This window comes from Pseudomonas borbori (genome assembly GCF_900115555.1).
In the GTDB taxonomy this organism is placed as follows: domain Bacteria; phylum Pseudomonadota; class Gammaproteobacteria; order Pseudomonadales; family Pseudomonadaceae; genus Aquipseudomonas; species Aquipseudomonas borbori.
In genome coordinates this window covers 281518-298140 of the sequence record NZ_FOWX01000001.1, presented here as the reverse complement: position 1 = coordinate 298140, position 16623 = coordinate 281518, and the positions used below count along the sequence as shown (strand labels likewise).

Genomic DNA, 16623 nt, shown 5'->3' with positions numbered 1-16623 from the left:
ACACGTTACGCAGCAAGACGCCCGAGATGATCGAGCAGGAACTGTGGGGCGTGTTATTGGGCTACAACCTGCTGCGCTATCAGATGGTGGAGATGAGCCGCCATTGCCCAGGTATTTACCCGTGCGAAATGAGCTTTACCGCGTGTACCTGGGCGATTTTAGGTTTTATCAACAGCGTTTCCGCGGACCGCTCCGGGAACATACCCAAGTACCTGGCCGAGCTTCATGCTTCAGCCTTGCACAATGTCCTGCCGCATCGACGAGAAGAGCGTGTTTATCCCCGGGCGATCAGGCTCAAATCCTCGAAGTATCCGATCAGAAAGAAAAATGCCAGTCAGCTTAACTGACTGGCATTAGCGGCCACTGGCCGCCTTTTTTTGTTCCCCCCCTGGCTCCAGACACACCACCGTCCCAACTGGTTAGCGGGTGGGATCGGCCAACAAGGCGCCCAGATCATCCAGGCCATCCTGCACGGCGGCCAGGGCCTGGTCACAGAGATCACGGTAGCGCCGCAGCACGTGCACGCCCACCTCCGTCAATTGGGTGCCACCGCCATGGCGTCCGCCCGCCAGGGTGGTCACCAGGGGTTCCTTGAAACAGCGGTTCATGGTTTCGACCAACAGCCAGGCACGCCGGTAGGACATGCCCAAACTGCGCGCGGCCGCGCTGATCGAGCCGGTTTGCCGGATGGCTTCGAGCAAGTCGGCCTTGCCGGGGCCGATGGCGATATCGGCGCCACAATGCAGGCGAATCTTCAGGTCGAGTCTGTGCATAGGGTTCTTGCATTCAATGGTGGGGAGAAAGCGCTCACAGCCAGCACTATACCTGCCCAGGCGAACACCCTGGCGCATGCCCGCCCGGCTTTACGATGCATACGATAAGACGTATATTCGGCCAGCCATATATAAAATGAGACCCTGCAATGGCCTACCAAACCCGCGTGCTGTTCGTCTGCGTCGCCAATGCCGCCCGCTCGCAACTGGCCGAGGCGTTGCTCAGGCATACCGATCCGGATAACTTCGCCGCCTTCAGCGCTGGCAGCGCACCCACTGCAGTCGACCCGCGCACCCTCGATGCCTTGCAGCACCTGGGCGTCGACACCCAGGATTTGCGCAGCAAGTCGCTCGACGAAGTGCGCGGCGATGAATTCGAATACGTCATCAGCCTGTGCGATAAATCGGCCCAGGAATGCCAGCACCTCGAGTTCAGCGGCGAGCAGCTCACCTGGAATTTCGCCGATCCGGTGACCAGCGACAAACCGGACGCCTTCCGCCACTGCCTGCATGAGATCCATGAACGGATCAAGATGTTCGTGTTGGTAAAAACCAAACGATGAGCAGCGCAATGGCAGAACAGCTGACCCCGACCAGCGTCTTCAAATGCCTGGCCGACGAAACCCGGGTACGCCTGATGCTGTTGATCACGGCCGAGCAAGAGCTGTGCGTCTGCGAGCTGACCTGCGCGCTGGGCGAAAGCCAGCCCAAGGTCTCCCGTCACCTGGCGCAATTGCGCACCTGCGGGCTGCTGGCGGATCGACGCCAGGGCCAATGGGTGTATTACCGCCTGCACCCCAACCTGCCGCACTGGGTGACTGCCGTGCTGGACGCCACCCTGGGCGCCAACCGGCACTGGCTCAGCCCCGACGCCAAGCGCCTCGACGGCATGGGCGAGCGGCCCGCACGCCTCGCCGCCGCCTGCTGCTGAAACGCCACGCCACTGGAGTGAATTGATGGATCACGATCACCTGCCCAATCTGGATGACCAGTTGGTCGAACTGCCGACCCTGGAAAGACTCGGCTGCCAGCCGGCGCTCGGCCACCCGCCGCGCATCCTGCTGCTCTACGGCTCAAACCGCGAGCGCTCGTTCAGCCGCCTGCTGGTTGAAGAAGCGGCGCGCCTGCTGCAACGCTTCGGTGCCGAGACGCGAGTGTTCGACCCATCCGGCTTGCCCCTGCCGGATGACGCACCGGACAGCCATCCCAAGGTGCAGGAACTGCGCGAACTGATGCAGTGGTCGGAAGGTCAGGTGTGGTGTTCGCCGGAGCGCCACGGCTCGATGAGCGCGGTATTCAAGGCGCAGATCGACTGGGTACCGCTGGCCATCGGCGCGCTACGCCCGACCCAGGGCAAGACCCTGGCGGTGCTGCAGGTGTGCGGCGGCTCGCAGTCGTTCAACGTGGTCAACCAGTTGCGTGTGCTGGGCCGCTGGATGCGCATGTTCACCATCCCCAACCAGTCCTCGGTGCCCAAGGCCTTTCTCGAGTTCGACGCCGAAGGGCGGATGAAACCGTCATCTTTCTATGACCGGCTGGTGGACGTGATGGAAGAGCTGGTCAAGTTCACCCTGCTGCTGCGCGAGCGCCAGGATTACCTGGTGGACCGCTATTCCGAGCGCAAGGAATCCGCCGAAGCCTTGTCCAGGCGCGTCAACCAGCGCGCTCTTTAAATTGATTGCGCAGTCAAATTCATCGCATCGTCAAATTCACTGCATAAGGAGGCCATCATGACCATCAAAGTAGGCATCAACGGTTTCGGCCGCATCGGCCGCCTGGCACTACGCGCCGCCTGGGGCTGGCCGGAGTTCGAGTTCGTGCAGATCAACGATCCGGCCGGCGACGCGGCGACCCATGCCCACCTGCTGAATTTCGACTCGGTGCACGGCCGCTGGCAGCATGAGGCGAGCAGCGCGGGCGACTGCATCCTGATCGACGGCAAGCGGGTCAGGGTCAGCGCCAACAAGGCCATCGCCGACACCGACTGGTCGGGCTGCGACCTGGTGATCGAGGCCAGCGGCAAGATGAAAACGGTCGCGGTACTTTCGGGTTACCTGGAGCAGGGGGTCAAGCGTGTGGTGGTCAGCGCCCCGGTGAAGGAAGCCGGCGCGCTGAATATCGTCATGGGCGTCAACCAGGACCTGTTCGACCCGGCCCTGCACCGCATCGTCACCGCCGCCTCCTGCACCACCAACTGCCTGGCGCCGGTGGTCAAGGTGATCCACCAGCACCTGGGCATCCGCCACGGTTCGATCACCACCATCCACGACCTGACCAACACCCAGAGCATCCTCGACCAGCCGCACAAGGACCTGCGCCGCGCCCGTGCTGCGGGCATGAGTCTGATCCCCACCAGCACCGGTTCGGCCACCGCGATTGCCGAGATCTTCCCCGACCTCAGGGGCCGCCTGAACGGCCATGCCGTGCGCGTGCCGCTGGCCAACGCCTCGCTGACCGATTGCGTGTTCGAAGTCGAGCGCGCCACCACGGTGGACGAGGTCAACCAGTTGCTCAAGGCCGCGGCCGATGGCCCGCTGAAGGGCATCCTCGGTTACGAGGAGCGTCCGCTGGTGTCGATCGACTACCGCAGTGACCCGCGCTCCTCGATCATCGATGCGCTCTCCACCATGGTGATCAACGGTACCCAGGTCAAGCTGTACGCCTGGTACGACAACGAATGGGCCTACGCCAACCGCACCGTGGAACTGGCGCGGCTGGTCGGTTTGGCGGGCTGATACCCAGGCCGGGCCATGCCCGCCTCGTAGGGTGCGCCGCACCCGCAACATGGTGCGCACGGCGCACCCTACGACCCGAAGCCCGCTCACTGGATAACACCATGCCTGCCCTCTCCACGCTCTCGCCCGGAGTCCGCCAATACCTGCTGGTGACCGGCAACTACTGGGCCTTCACCCTCACCGACGGCGCCCTGCGCATGCTGGTGGTGCTGCATTTCCACAGCCTGGGTTACACGCCGCTGCAGATCGCCGCACTGTTTCTGTTCTATGAAATCTTCGGTGTGATCACCAACCTGGTCGGCGGCTACCTGGGCGCCCGCCTGGGCCTCAATCGCACCATGAATATCGGCCTGGGCCTGCAGGTGGCCGCCTTGCTGATGCTCACGGTACCGGCCGCCTGGCTGAGCATCCCCTGGGTGATGGGCGCGCAGGCGCTGTCGGGCATCGCCAAAGACCTGAACAAGATGAGCGCCAAGAGCTCGATCAAGCTGCTGGTGCCGGACAGCCAGCAGGGCACGCTGTACAAGTGGGTGGCGCTCCTCACCGGCTCGAAGAATGCGCTCAAGGGCGTGGGCTTTTTCCTCGGCGGTGCCCTGCTCGCCCTGCTCGGTTTTCGCGGAGCGCTAATGCTGATGGCTGCGCTGCTGGCGCTGATCTGGCTGGCCAGCCTGTTGCTGCTGAAGAAGGATCTGGGCAAGGCCAAGGCCAAACCGCGGTTTCGCGACATCCTGTCGAAGAGCCGGGCGATCAACATCCTCTCCGCCGCGCGCCTGTTCCTGTTCGGCGCCCGCGATGTCTGGTTCGTGGTGGCGCTGCCGGTGTACCTGTCCAGCGTGTTCGGCTGGGATTTCTGGATGGTCGGCGGCTTTCTCGCGGCCTGGGTGATCGGCTATGGCATCGTCCAGTCCTTTGCCCCGGCGCTTACCGGCAAGGCCCGCGGCCAGGTGCCCGATGGCCGCGCCGCCTGCGTCTGGGCGGCGCTGCTGGCGGGGCTACCGGCGGCCATTGCCCTGGGTTTGTATAGCGACTTGTCGGCGCACGGGGTATTGCTCGGCGGGCTGCTGCTGTTCGGTGCGCTGTTCGCGGTCAACTCCTCGCTGCACAGCTACCTGATCGTCAGCTACGCCAAGGAAGACGGCGTGTCGCTGGACGTGGGGTTCTACTACATGTCCAACGCCATGGGCCGGCTGCTCGGCACCCTGCTTTCCGGCTGGGTCTATCAGGCTTATGGCCTGGAGGCCTGCCTGTGGATTTCCTCGGCGTTCGTGTTGTTGGCCGCCTTGATTTCCATCGGCCTGCCGCGACATCAGGCGCCTCATTCAGCCGTTTAACTACCCAGCAGCGCCTCCAGTTCGTTGCTGCTGGGTACTTTGCCTTCGACAACGATGTCTTCATCCACGGCCAGGGCCGGGGTGCGCAGGATGCCGGCATCGATAATGGCATTCACGTCGGTGACTTTTTCCACCTCGAACCTGAGGCCAAGCCGGCGCGCGGCGGTCTCGGCATTGGTGGTCAATTGCTGGCACTTGGCGCAGCCGGAACCATAGATCGTCAGTTTCATCGCATCACTCACATCAGTTGGCCGTAGAGGTTACCGCTGAGGGTGGCCATCACCACCACCAGCGCGCAGTAAACCAGGGTTTTCTCGGTGCCCAGCACGGTGCGAATCACCAGCATATTGGGCAGTGACAGGGCCGGGCCGGCCAGCAGGATCGCCAGTGCCGGGCCCTTGCCCATTCCCGCGCCCAGCAGCCCCTCGACTATAGGTACCTCGGTCAGGGTGGAGAAGTACATAAAGGCGCCGAGTACCGCCGCCAACAGGGTCGAGCCGAAGCTGTTGTCGCCCACCGCCCAGACCACCCAGTTACTCGGGATCAGCCCCTCGTGGCCGGGACGACCGAGCAACATACCGGCGATCAGCACGCCACCGAGCAGCAACGGCACAATCTGCTTGGTGAAGTCCCAACTCTGGCCGACCCACTCCTGGCCCGCGGCATTCTCCCGGCTGGCCTGCAGCATCAGGCCGGCGATGCCGATAACCATGGCCAACTCCGGCCACTCGGGTCTGAATGCGGCCACGGCAGCGACCAGCGCGGCAGTGGCAAGCAACGGCTTGGCCGACCATTGCCAGCGGCGTACCAGCAACCAGCCCAGGAGTGCGGCCAGCAAAGCGGTGATCGGCCATTTCCAGGCATAAATGGCCATCCAGGCAGCGCTGTCGGCACGGGCCCAGTTGGCGAATACCAGAATGCCGATCATCAGGCTGAACAGTGCGACCACGTCGCGCAGCGGATGCCCCTCTTCCTCACCGGCGAAGCCACGCGCACCCTTGATCGCTCGCGCAGCCTCTTCACGGCGATACAGCAGGTGCATGATGGCGCCAATCACCAGGGAGAACAGAATGGCGCCTACCGCCCGGGCTATACCCAGCTCGGCCCCCAGCACCTTGGCAGTAACGACTATGGCCATGACGTTGATCGCCGGCCCCGAATAGAGAAAGGCGATGGCCGCACCCAGGCCAGCACCGCGTTTATAGATGCCGCCAAACAGCGGCAGCACGGTGCAAGAACAAACCGCCAGCAGAGTGCCGGCGATCGAAGCCACGCCGAAGGCCACCGGCTTCGGAGCCTGTGGGCCGAGGTGGCGCATTACCGCGCCCTGGCTGATATACGCCGCCATGGCCCCGGCAATCACGAAGGCCGGCAGCAGGCAGAGAATCACATGTTCACGGGCGTACCATTGGGTCAGGCGCAGGCCTTCCAGCACGGCATTCTCGAAGCGCGGCTGGCCCATGGGCAGAAAGAAAATCAGCAGAAACCCTGCACAGCTCCCCAGCAGCACTTTGACTTCTGTAGGGTGGCCGCGCCAGAAACTGCGCAGATGCTGGGCCATGGATGCCTGGTTAGTCGCGGTATCAGGGGTGTCGGGCATGAACAGAGTTCCTGGCAGTCAGCAACTGTATGGCGACCACGCAGGCTTGTGCAGGTATCTGCGTTAGCCGCAGACGAGGCTTTGCATAGCGTCTCAGTCTAGTCTTTGACAACACCGCCAGATTGATCGAGGTCAATCGCCAGTCATGCAGCAGCCCCTGAAACTCACAGCCTGCTGCAGCGATTCGCGCAGGTTGGCAACCCTTCGCCAGGCACGGATGAAATCGACCACATCAGCTACGGCTCGCCCCCATATCCGGTCCCGGATAGACCGGCGCGAAGCCACCGCCGGGGGTGCGGAAGTTGGTGGTCTGCCCCTGGTACAGGCGCGCCGCCACCCATTGCACCGCGCCGTCGTAGGCGTAATCGCGCAGGTCGTACTTCAACGCCGGGGTGTTACTGGCCATCACCCGTTGCCCCGGCAGCACCAGGGCCTGGGCGACGTAATCGCCGGCGAGAATCTCCTGCCACACACGCTGGGTCAGTTTGTCGCCGCGGTAGGCGGCGCGGCTGCCGTAACCGGCGCAGGGCTTGAAGAACAGCCGCTTGCGCTGGCGCCACAGGCGCTCGGCATTGGCCGGCCCGACCACCTCGGTATGCGGAATGGCCGCCAGCAGCAGCTGCTGAATCTCCTCGGGCACGCCGAGCGCCTGTAGCTGATCGGCATCGCTGAGCAGCGCCAGGTTGCGCTTGTCGGCATACAGGGCGTGGGCCTGCGGGTGCGGCGTGAGCACGGTTGCCTGCTGCAGATAGGCCTGGCGCAGGGTGGCATTGGCGGGCTCGTCCAGGGCGAAGTCGGTCAGGCGGTTGTAGACCAGGTCGATGGCCAGTTCGCCATGCCAGAGCAGACCATCCTTCAAGCTCAACTCGGCCGGGTCGGCGATCACCGCCTGCAGGCCATGGCGCTGAAACAACTGCTGAAACAGCAGAAACTCCGGATAGAGGTACTGCTGCTCGGGCGCCTCGTCGACGATGGCTATACTGCGTAGCGGCCGCGTATGCCCGGCCAAGGCCCATTCCTGCCGGAACATGACGATGACCCCGGCCTCCAGGGTCTCGGCCCGCAGTGCCGGCGGCAACAGCTGTTCGATGGCCGGGCAGCAGGCCCGTTGCGCCCGCGCCAACACCGCGTTGAGCATCGCCCCGCCGGCATTGCTGTTGATCTCGATCAGGCCGAAAGCGCCTTCGGTGACATGAAAGTCGTAGCCGAAGAACACCCCCTTGGCGCCACCCGGATCATGCGCCGCGATGGCCGGCGAACGCGCCAGCACCTGCTCGCGATAGGCCGGCAGCGCCACCACCGAGTCGACGGCGCGGATCACCTCGGCCATGCGCTGCAAGTGCGCCGGGGCGATAAACACCGGATACGCCGCGAACAGATAGGGGCAACGCTGTTGCACCAGCTCGAACAGCCCCGGCTGGCCCAGGGTCGATTCCAGGGCATCGCGCAGCGCCGCGGCATCCAGGCTGATGCAGAAGCAGCGGCTGTTCAGCGTCTCGATCGAAACCCCGGCCAGGGCTGCCGCAGCGCTAGCCGTCGAGAGATAGGTCGTGTCGTTTGCACACGGGGGTAGCAGCGGCTTGCTCATATCAATTCCCGCGGGGCTGGAGGGCTGACAGGTGCCGCGGGGTGCAACTGCTCCCCTGCTTGAGGTTCTGCAGATCGAGATGCAGTTGACCCAACGCAACCTGGAGCCGCTGCCGGGAACCAGCTCCGGGTGCGGTTGGCGAAAGCCACCAACGACAACATCACCGGCACCTCCACCAGTACGCCGACCACGGTGACCAGGGCGGCGCCGGAGTTGAGACCGAACAAACCGATCGCCACCGCCACCGCCAGCTCGAAGAAATTCGAGGTGCCGATCAGGGCGCAGGGCGCCGCCACATTGAAGGGCACTTTCCATAGCCGTGCCGCCGCATAGGCGATGGCGAAAATGCCGTAGGACTGAATCAGCAAGGGCACTGCAATCAGGGCAATCAGCAGCGGCTTGTCGAGAATGATCTGCCCCTGAAAGCCGAACAGCAGCACCACCGTGCCCAACAGTCCGAGCACCGACAGGGGTTTCACCCGGGCATTGAAGCGAGTGACCGCCTGTTCGGCCTCGACCGCGCTACGGGCGCCGGCACTGAGTTTGAGGCGGGTGAACACGCCGGCCAGCAGCGGGATCAACACGTAGAGCCCGACCGAGAGGATCAAGGTTGCCCAGGGCACCGCGATGTCGGTGACCCCGAGCAGCAAGGCGACCAGGGGCGCGAAGGCGAAGACCATGATCACGTCGTTCAACGCCACCTGGGCCAGGGTGTAGGTGGCATCGCCACGGGTCAGTTGCGACCAGACGAAGACCATGGCGGTACAGGGCGCGGCACCGAGCAGGATCAAGCCGGCGATGTACTGGCTGGCATCGGCCGGATCGATCAGGCCGATGAAGAAATAATGGAAGAACAACACCCCTAGGCCCGCCATGGTGAACGGCTTGATCAGCCAATTGACCGCCAGGGTGATGATCAGACCCTTGGGCCGCTCATGAATACGCTTGAGGCTGGAAAAGTCCACCGACACCATCATCGGGTAGACCATCAGCCAGATCAGCACCGCGACTATGAAATTGACCGAGCCGTATTCATAACCGGCCATGGTCTGGAACAAGCGCGGCAACAGGCTGCCCAGACCAACGCCGGCAACGATACAGAGCGCGACCCAGACCGACAGGTAGCGCTCGAAAAAACCGATGGACTGGCTGGCACTCATGCCCAGACCCCTTCTCTTTGCGTCAGCGCACGCAGGTTGTGGATGCCCATCGGCGCGTGCTTGAGCAGTGGGGTCGCTGCGCAGGGTGCGGGATCGCATAGGTGAACGGCCTTCATGTTGACTCCCCAGTGACTAGAATTCAGCACCGGCCTGGATGCTTGCGGCCGGCGTTATATCACGCCATGCGCCGATCAACTCGATGAACTGCGCGGCGCGGCGAACTGCTGCTACTTTTCGTCGATGCCCGCCGCCCTGAGTCGGCCCTTGAGCCGCCCTACTTCCTCGATCAAATCCACCACCAGGGCAGCCAGTTCGGGGTTGGCGTCGAAATCCCGCTCGATCGCCAGCAGGCGCCGGGCGCGGAGCAATTCGGCACTGCTGAAACGCTGCTGCGGGGCTGCCTCGCAGAGCAGCCCCGCCTCGACCCGTTCAACGACCCACAGGGCATCGACCGAGCAGGCCCGGGCCAGCTCATCGAGGTCGAGGGCGACCTCATCCAGCACAACGCCGGTGACAATTTCAATCTGTGGCATGGCTCAGACTCCCATGGCCAGACGCGGGTTGAAGGCCATCTCCCGCGCCATCATTTCATAGAGCTGCCGCGCCTTGTCAGTGTCGGCAGGCGGCAGCGCGATCTCCAGCAGCAGATACAGATCGCCCGCCGGCTCGCCGGGAATGCCGCGGCCCTTGAGGCGCAATTTGCGGCCACTTTGCGAATTGGCGGGGATTTTCACCTGCACCTTGCCGGAGGGTGTGGGCGCCTCGACACTGGCGCCCAGGGCAGCTTCCCAGGGCGTTACCGGCAAGCTCAGGTAAACATCGCGACCGTCCACGCGGTAGTGTGGATCCTGCTTGAAATGCACCTCGAGGAACAAATCCCCCGCGGCACTACCACCGCTACCCGGGCCGCCCTGGCCGGCCAAACGGATGTGCTGGCCCTCCTTGATGCCCTTGGGGATCTGCACGCTGAGGCTGTATTCCTGCATGCTCACGCGGCCCTCGGCATCGGTCCGCGCAGCACGCAGGGTGACGGTGCGCGGCGCGCCCTGATAGGCATCGCGCAGGTCGATGACGATCTTGGCATGGTGATCCTCGCCGCGCCTTGGCCGTGGCCCGGCACGTCCGCCGCGGCCTGCCTGGCCTGCAGCAGCCTGACCGAACAGATTGGCGAAAAACTCGCTGAAGTCGCCCATGTCGGCAGCGGAGAAGCCAGCGCCGGAAAACTCGAAACCGGCGTCCCAGTTCGGTGGCGGCTGGAACTCCTGACCGTCCCGGTAGCGGCCGCCGAGCTGATCGTAGGCCGCGCGTTTTTCCAGATCGCCGAGCACCGCGTAGGCCTCGTTGACCTCCTTCATGCGCAGTTCGGCATCCGCCTCCTTGCTCACATCCGGATGATATTTGCGCGCCAGTTTGCGGTAGGACTTCTTGATTTCAGCCTCGCTGGCGTTCTTGTCCAGGCCGAGAACCTGGTAGTAATCCTTGAATTCCAATGGCTCGCCTCCCCAGCTGATTGATGACTTTAGCCTGCTCGATCTGCGCTAACGCCAGCGTTTGCGGGCTTGCAGAGAGGCCCCTATGTCACCGGCCGTCGGTACCTGATCGGCGATCGTCAGAGCGGGCATCGCCATGACTCCGTAGACGTGGATAACGACATCAACTGCCTGAGTGTGCCGGGACAAGACCTTGCCGTATTCGGTACCGCAGAATATAGCCGAGCAGCCGTAAGCGATAATGATCCAGGACAACTCGAACCTAAGCGACGCCCCCCTGCGGCTGCGCCGTAGCGCATACCAGGCTCGGCGTGCGTTCCTCGGCGCCGGGGAGACGAGCGGGACGCGCGGGAGGGTGCCGGGCTGGCTATGCTCGGCACATCGAGCCCGTGGATGACGCTCTGGCTGGACAGGTGCGAACCCAACGGGTGCCACAACGCGACAACCACACGGAGGGCCAAGCCATGCCAAAGGCCGTGCTACTCGATATCAGCGGAGTGCTCTACCAGGATGGCCAGCCCCTGCCGGGGTCAGTCGGAGCGGTCAAGGCGCTGCAAGCCAAGGGCTACCCCTTGCGCCTGCTGACCAACACCTCGCGCCTGACCGGCGCCGAGATCCACCGGCAACTGAGCGGCATGGGCTACGCTCTGCAGCCCGAACAGATCTATAGCGCGCCGCGCGCCATGCGCCACTACCTCGAGGCCCATGAACTACGCCCCTACTGCCTGATCCACCGCAACCTGGAGGAGGAGTTCGCCGACCTGCTCGAGCAACCCGCGCCCAATGCGGTGGTGCTCGGCGACGCCGAGGAGCGCTTCGACTACGCCCATCTCGAGCGCGCCTTCCACCTGCTGCTGGCCGGCGCGCCGCTGCTGGCCATGGGCGACAACCGCTATTTCCACAGCCGCGGCGCCCTGCGCCTGGACGCCGGCCCCTTCGTCCGCGCCCTGGAGTATGCCGCCGGGGTCCAGGCGCTGATCCTCGGCAAACCCTCGGCAGAGTTTTTCCGCGCAGCCCTGGACGAACTCGGTGTGGCTGCAGACGCGACCTTGATGATCGGCGACGATGTCGAGAGCGATGTGCTGGGTGCGCAGCGCGCCGGGTTACAGGCTTGCCTGGTACAAACCGGCAAATACCGCTGCGGCGACGAGACCAAGGCGCCCACCGCCCTGCTGGCCAAGGATCTGGCCGAAGCCGTGCGCGACTTCTGCTGAGAGGCTGTAAAGATATCGCGCAATCTCGGTGGCGAACGCTTGGCGGTGGTAGCTGTAGGCGAGCGTTTTTCAGCGCCGCTCAGAGATCCGCGCCCGGCGCCCAGGGGTTGCTGCCGACACGCCGACTCGTGCCACTGCGGCGGTCTTCCTGAAAACGGATTTCGGCGCGCCGATCCTGAGTCTTGCGACGTTCGCCGCCACCGCGCGTATCGATCTGGAACTTGGCCCGCCCCTTGGACGTCGGCGTCTCGACGGCCGGCTCGGCGATAGGTTCGAGCGTCAGGACTTCCAGGGAAATCTCGGGGTTTTCACGATTGGCCATTGGCGTACTCCACTTCAGCCTGCCTTAGCGGCATTGAACTCGCCTGACAGCCTCATGATGTTCATGCGCGCAGCGCTCCCTTGCTGACAGGTCTGTGGATAGGCTAGTACCGCTTGGCCCGGCACGACAGGCAGGTCGTCGCTTTTCAAATCGAACCTGCATGCTCTCGGCCTATCCAGTAGGGCCTGCACCTGGGCTTCGCCGGGGCATTCTGGCGAGGCTGGTGGCGAACACCACACCCGCCCCGGCTTATCCAGGCTACAAGCGGGAGCCCGTAGCCGTGCTTGCAGAGGCCTGACTCAGCCCGCCGTCAGCGCCACATCGACGATCTGCTGCGCCTCGCCGAGAATCCGCTGCAGGTGGGCCTGGTCGCGGTAGCTCTCGGCGTAGATCTTGTAGATGTCCTCGGTGCCCGATGGCCGCGCGGCGAACCAGCCACCGTCGCTGACCACCTTGATCCCGCCAATCGCCGCGCCGTTGCCCGGCGCCTTGTCGAGCACCCGGGTGATCGTATCGCCGGCCAACTGGGTGCTGCGCACCTGCCCAGGCGTGAGTTGGCTGAGGGCTTTCTTCTGCACTGGGGTGGCCGGCGCATCGATGCGGTCGGCCACTATCTCGCCGAACTCCTCGGTCAGGCCACGATACAGTTCACCGGGATCGCGACCACGACTGGCGGTCATTTCCGCCGCCAGCAGGGCCAGCACCATGCCGTCCTTGTCGGTGGTCCAGACGCTGCCATCGCGGCGCAGAAAGGTGGCGCCGGCGCTTTCCTCACCGGCGAAGCCCAGGGAGCCGTCGAACAGGCCGCCGGCAAACCACTTGAAGCCGACCGGCACTTCCAGCAGGGGCCGCCCGAGGCGCGCACTGACCCGATCGATCATGGCGCTGCTGACCAGGGTCTTGCCCACCGCCGCGCTGGCGCTCCACTGCGGGCGATGCTGGAACAGGTAATCGATGGCCACGCTGAGAAAGTGGTTGGCCGGCAGCAGGCCGACACTGGGCGCGACTATGCCGTGGCGGTCGTAATCGGTGTCGCAGGCAAAGGCGATGTCATAGCCATCCTTGAGGCCGATCAGCCGTTGCATGGCATGGCTGGACGAGGGATCCATGCGGATCTGGCCGTCCCAGTCCAGGCTCATGAAGGCGAACTGCGGGTCAATGACCTGGCTGACCACCTGCAGATCGAGCCCGTAGCGCTCGGCGATGCGCGACCAGTAATGCACGCCCGCGCCACCCAGCGGATCGACGCCCAGGCGCAGGCCGGCTGCGCGAATAATGTCAAAGTCGATCACGCTGCCCAGGTCGCCGACATAGGCCGCCAGGTAATCGTGCGTATGGGTGCTGGCTGCCTGGCGCGCCTGGGCCAGCGGCATACGCTTGACCGCCTTGAGGCCGTCTTCGAGCAAGGCATTGGCGCGGTTCTGCACCCAGTTGGTGATGTCGCTGTCGGCCGGGCCGCCATTGCACGGGTTGTATTTGAAGCCGCCGCTGTCCGGCGGGTTGTGCGACGGGGTGATCACGATACCGTCGGCCAGGCCGGTGCTACGGCCGCGGTTGTGCACCAGAATGGCGTGGGATATCGCCGGGGTCGGGGTGAACTCGCCGCCAGCGGAAATCATCGTCTGCACGCCATTGGCGGCCAGCACCTGCAGCGCGGTGTCCAGCGCCGGTTGCGACAGGGCATGGCTGTCCGCGCCGATATACAGCGGGCCAGCGATGCCCTGGGCGTTGCGGTAATCGCAGATCGCCTGACTGATGGCGAGCACGTGCCACTGGTTGAAGCTGGCGGCCAATGAACTGCCGCGATGCCCCGAGGTGCCGAAGGCCACACGCTGCGCGGCCACGCCCGGATCGGGCTGCAGATCGAAGTACGCGGCCAGCAGTTGTTCGATATCGACCAGCAGCTCTGCGGGCGCCGGCTTGCCGGCCAATGGATGGATGCGTGAGTTCAAACGAGTCTCCCTGACTGTGTGGACAAAGCCATAGCCTAACAGGCATCCAGCAGCCTACTGAATAGGCCGTCGTGTTAGTCCGTTTGCGTCTACATTCAGGCAATGCAACGGTTCGACAGCAAGCCAGCTGTCGTGCCTCCCCGGGAGGACGCCTGATGCAAGCGCCTGATTGGTGGCTGCCGGCCAGCATGGCAATCCTGTTTCTGGCGCTGAACGCCTGTAGTTCGTTGCCGACTCTCACGCCGGATATGGCGCGCCCCGATGCGCCGCCGGTGCAGCTCGACGGCCCCCATGGGCCACTCTCGGCCACGCGCAGCAAGGCCATTCTCGATCGGCTGCAGGCGCGCGGCGCCGAGACCAATATCTTCGACCTGCACCTGGCAGTCGAAGAAGCCATCGTCGGCAGCCCCCTGACCACCGGCAACAAGGTCGAACTGCTGCAGGACGGTCCCGCTACCTATCGGGCGATGATCGATGCGATCGACGCCGCTCAAGACCACATCAACCTGGAAACCTACATTCTCGAAGACGACGAAGTCGGCCAGCGCTTCGCCGATGCGTTGATCGCCAAGCAGCTGGCCGGTGTGCAGGTCAACCTGATCCGCGACAGCGTCGGCACCCGTGCTACCCCGGGCCAGTTCTTCACCCGCCTCAGCGCGGTCGGTATCCAGGTGCTGGAGTTCAACCCGGTCAACCCGCTGACCGCCAAGGCCGGCTGGACGGTGAACCAGCGCGACCACCGCAAGCTGCTGATCATCGATGGGCGCATCGCCTTCCTCGGTGGCGTCAACATCAGCAGCGTCTATTCCGGCAGCTCCTTCAGCCAGCAGTCGCAGCAACGCCCCGGCGCGGCGCTGCCCTGGCGCGACACCCACCTGCAGCTCGAGGGCCCGGTGGTCGGCGAGCTGCAAAAGCTGTTCATCGATACTTGGGAAAAGCAGCAAGGCAACCCCCTCGCACCACGCGATTACTTCCCGCTCAGCGAACACCAGGGTAACGACGTGGTACGCGCAGTCGGCAGCTCGCCGGACGATCCCTACAGCCTGATCTACGTCACCCTGATCTCGGCACTGCGCAGCGCACAAAGCGAGATCTGGCTGACCAATGCCTACTTCGTGCCCGACCCGCAGCTGCTCGACGCGCTCAAGCAGGCGGCGGCGCGCGGCGTCGACGTGCAGCTGATCCTGCCCGGCAGCAGCGATTCCTGGCTGGTTCTGCATGCCGGCCGCGCCTATTACGGCGAGTTGCTGCGGGCCGGGGTCAAGCTGTACCAGCGCCGCGATGCCTTGCTGCACGTGAAGACCGCGGTGATCGACGGAGTCTGGTCGACCGTCGGCTCGACCAACCTCGACTGGCGCAGTTTTCTGCACAACCAGGAGGTCAATGCGGTGGTGCTCGGCCCGGATTTCGGCGGCAAGATGCGCGCGGCCTTTCTCGCCGACCGGGATAGATCGGAGCCGATCACCCTCGAACAATGGCGCCGTCGCCCCCTCGACGCGAGAATCAAGGAATTGCTCGGGCGCCTGTGGGCGTACTGGCTATGAGGCGTTCGCTGCCAGCAGGCGGTTTGCAGTGGCTAGGCGCAACCCTGTTGTTGGCGCTGCTGCTCATGGCACCGGCCTACGCCCAGGACCCGCAGTCGCTCAAGGCCCGGCATGCCGCCCTGGCTGAACAGCTGAGCGACACCCCGTTCCAACGCCCGTTGCATCTCGAGTCCCGGCAAACAGAAGACACCTTGCAAGGCGATATCTACGCCGTGATCGAGCAGCCCTATGCCCTGGTCGGCACGGCGTTGCAAGGCAGCACGCACTGGTGCGACATCCTCATCCTGCACCTGAATGTGAAAAGCTGCCGCGCCTCATCGAGTCCGTCTGCTGAGGTTCTGCACCTGCATATCGGCCGCAAGTTCGAGCAGGCGCTGGCCGATGCCTATCCGTTCGAATTCACCTACCGGGTCGCCACGGCTACGCCCGAGTTTCTCCAGGTGCGGCTGGATGCCGAGGATGGACCGCTGGGCACCAGCCGCTACCGCATCAAGCTCGAAGCGGTGGCGCTCGATGAGCGGCGCAGCTTCCTGCACCTGTCCTACTCCTATGCTTACGGCATGGCGGCGCGCGTGGCCACGCAGGCCTACCTGGCGACCCTGGGGCGCAACAAGGTGGGTTTCAGCATCGTCGCCCGCGATGCCGCGGGCCAGCCCGTCTACATCGGCGGCATGCGCGGCCTGATCGAACGCAACACCATGCGCTACTACCTGGCGATCGAGGCCTACCTCAGCGCCCTGGCGGAGCCGCCAGCGGCGCGCCTGGAAAAACGCCTGAACCTCTGGCACAGCGCTGTCGAGCAATACCCGACGCAACTGCACGAACTCGAGCGCGAACAGTACCTGACGATGAAACGCCAGGAGATCCACCGTCAGCAGGCGGACACGACTGTCGAATAAGCGACCGGGGCGTCG

Annotated in this window: 17 protein-coding genes and 1 pseudogene; 9 read left to right on the top strand and 9 right to left on the bottom strand. The window is 64.4% G+C overall.

The genetic code is table 11. The features are described from left to right. Positions 1-347: pseudogene (locus tag BM315_RS01275) on the top strand (IS4 family transposase); the annotation flags it as partial. 72 nt (positions 348-419) lie between these two features. Here the strand turns inward: BM315_RS01275 and BM315_RS01270 are convergent. After that, entirely contained in the window at positions 420-773 is a 354-nt protein-coding gene (locus BM315_RS01270) for a winged helix-turn-helix domain-containing protein (protein WP_090496980.1), read from the bottom strand. 149 nt (positions 774-922) lie between these two features. Between BM315_RS01270 and BM315_RS01265 the strand changes: the two genes are divergently transcribed. The 5 genes from BM315_RS01265 (at position 923) to arsJ (ending at position 4839) form a co-directional block, all read left to right on the top strand. Beyond that, on the top strand, positions 923-1336 hold the full coding sequence (locus tag BM315_RS01265; RefSeq protein WP_090496978.1) for an arsenate reductase ArsC: 414 nt from the start codon (positions 923-925) through the stop codon (positions 1334-1336). A gap of 8 nt (positions 1337-1344) precedes the next feature. Further along, the gene (locus BM315_RS01260; RefSeq protein WP_090496977.1) at positions 1345-1704 is read left to right on the top strand and encodes a metalloregulator ArsR/SmtB family transcription factor; all 360 of its coding nucleotides are present in this window, start codon (positions 1345-1347) and stop codon (positions 1702-1704) included. Positions 1705-1729: 25 nt separating this feature from the next. Next, a complete protein-coding gene (arsH, locus tag BM315_RS01255) occupies positions 1730-2446 on the top strand; it encodes an arsenical resistance protein ArsH (protein ID WP_090496975.1) in 717 nt (238 codons plus the stop codon). A gap of 57 nt (positions 2447-2503) precedes the next feature. Beyond that, on the top strand, positions 2504-3508 hold the full coding sequence (locus BM315_RS01250; RefSeq protein WP_090496973.1) for an ArsJ-associated glyceraldehyde-3-phosphate dehydrogenase: 1005 nt from the start codon (positions 2504-2506) through the stop codon (positions 3506-3508). A 101-nt stretch (positions 3509-3609) separates the two neighbouring features. After that, a complete protein-coding gene (arsJ, locus tag BM315_RS01245) occupies positions 3610-4839 on the top strand; it encodes an organoarsenical effux MFS transporter ArsJ (RefSeq protein ID WP_090496972.1) in 1230 nt (409 codons plus the stop codon). Here arsJ and BM315_RS01240 read toward each other — a convergent pair. The 6 genes from BM315_RS01240 to BM315_RS01215 form a co-directional block, all read right to left on the bottom strand. Further along, positions 4836-5069, bottom strand: coding sequence for a thioredoxin family protein (locus tag BM315_RS01240; protein ID WP_090496971.1), 234 nt, complete (start codon positions 5067-5069; stop codon positions 4836-4838). The two genes, arsJ and BM315_RS01240, sit on opposite strands and share 4 nt — an antisense overlap. 8 nt (positions 5070-5077) lie before the next feature. Then, on the bottom strand, positions 5078-6439 hold the full coding sequence (locus BM315_RS01235) for a permease (RefSeq protein ID WP_090496969.1): 1362 nt from the start codon (positions 6437-6439) through the stop codon (positions 5078-5080). 232 nt (positions 6440-6671) lie between these two features. Then, a complete protein-coding gene (locus tag BM315_RS01230; protein ID WP_090496967.1) occupies positions 6672-8027 on the bottom strand; it encodes a hypothetical protein in 1356 nt (451 codons plus the stop codon). Further along, complete coding sequence (gene arsB / locus BM315_RS01225; RefSeq protein ID WP_090496965.1) at positions 8024-9187, bottom strand: ACR3 family arsenite efflux transporter; 1164 nt, start codon at positions 9185-9187, stop codon at positions 8024-8026. Before arsB ends, BM315_RS01230 begins: the two co-directional genes overlap by 4 nt. Before the next feature lie 227 nt (positions 9188-9414). Further along, positions 9415-9720 (bottom strand): chaperone modulator CbpM, encoded by a 306-nt coding sequence (locus BM315_RS01220; RefSeq protein ID WP_090496963.1) that lies wholly within the window; start codon positions 9718-9720, stop codon positions 9415-9417. Positions 9721-9723: 3 nt separating this feature from the next. Beyond that, positions 9724-10677 (bottom strand): DnaJ C-terminal domain-containing protein, encoded by a 954-nt coding sequence (locus BM315_RS01215; protein ID WP_090496961.1) that lies wholly within the window; start codon positions 10675-10677, stop codon positions 9724-9726. 464 nt (positions 10678-11141) lie between these two features. Here BM315_RS01215 and BM315_RS01210 point away from each other — a divergent pair, with 464 nt between their 5' ends. Further along, complete coding sequence (locus tag BM315_RS01210) at positions 11142-11891, top strand: TIGR01458 family HAD-type hydrolase (protein ID WP_090496959.1); 750 nt, start codon at positions 11142-11144, stop codon at positions 11889-11891. 79 nt (positions 11892-11970) lie between these two features. Here the strand turns inward: BM315_RS01210 and BM315_RS01205 are convergent, their stop codons facing one another. Together BM315_RS01205 and pgm are read right to left on the bottom strand one after the other, a co-directional pair. Next, positions 11971-12213, bottom strand: coding sequence for a hypothetical protein (locus tag BM315_RS01205; RefSeq protein WP_090496958.1), 243 nt, complete (start codon positions 12211-12213; stop codon positions 11971-11973). 299 nt (positions 12214-12512) lie between these two features. Further along, on the bottom strand, positions 12513-14165 hold the full coding sequence (gene pgm, locus BM315_RS01200; protein ID WP_090496956.1) for a phosphoglucomutase (alpha-D-glucose-1,6-bisphosphate-dependent): 1653 nt from the start codon (positions 14163-14165) through the stop codon (positions 12513-12515). A 155-nt stretch (positions 14166-14320) separates the two neighbouring features. Here pgm and cls point away from each other — a divergent pair, with 155 nt between their 5' ends. Both cls and BM315_RS01190 read left to right on the top strand, forming a co-directional pair. Continuing rightward, positions 14321-15709 (top strand): cardiolipin synthase, encoded by a 1389-nt coding sequence (gene cls / locus BM315_RS01195; protein WP_244527230.1) that lies wholly within the window; start codon positions 14321-14323, stop codon positions 15707-15709. Further along, positions 15706-16608: a hypothetical protein gene (locus BM315_RS01190; RefSeq protein ID WP_090496954.1), complete on the top strand. Its 903-nt coding sequence runs from the start codon at positions 15706-15708 to the stop codon at positions 16606-16608. The genes cls and BM315_RS01190 overlap by 4 nt, the downstream gene beginning before the upstream one ends. Positions 16609-16623 lie beyond the last annotated feature (15 nt).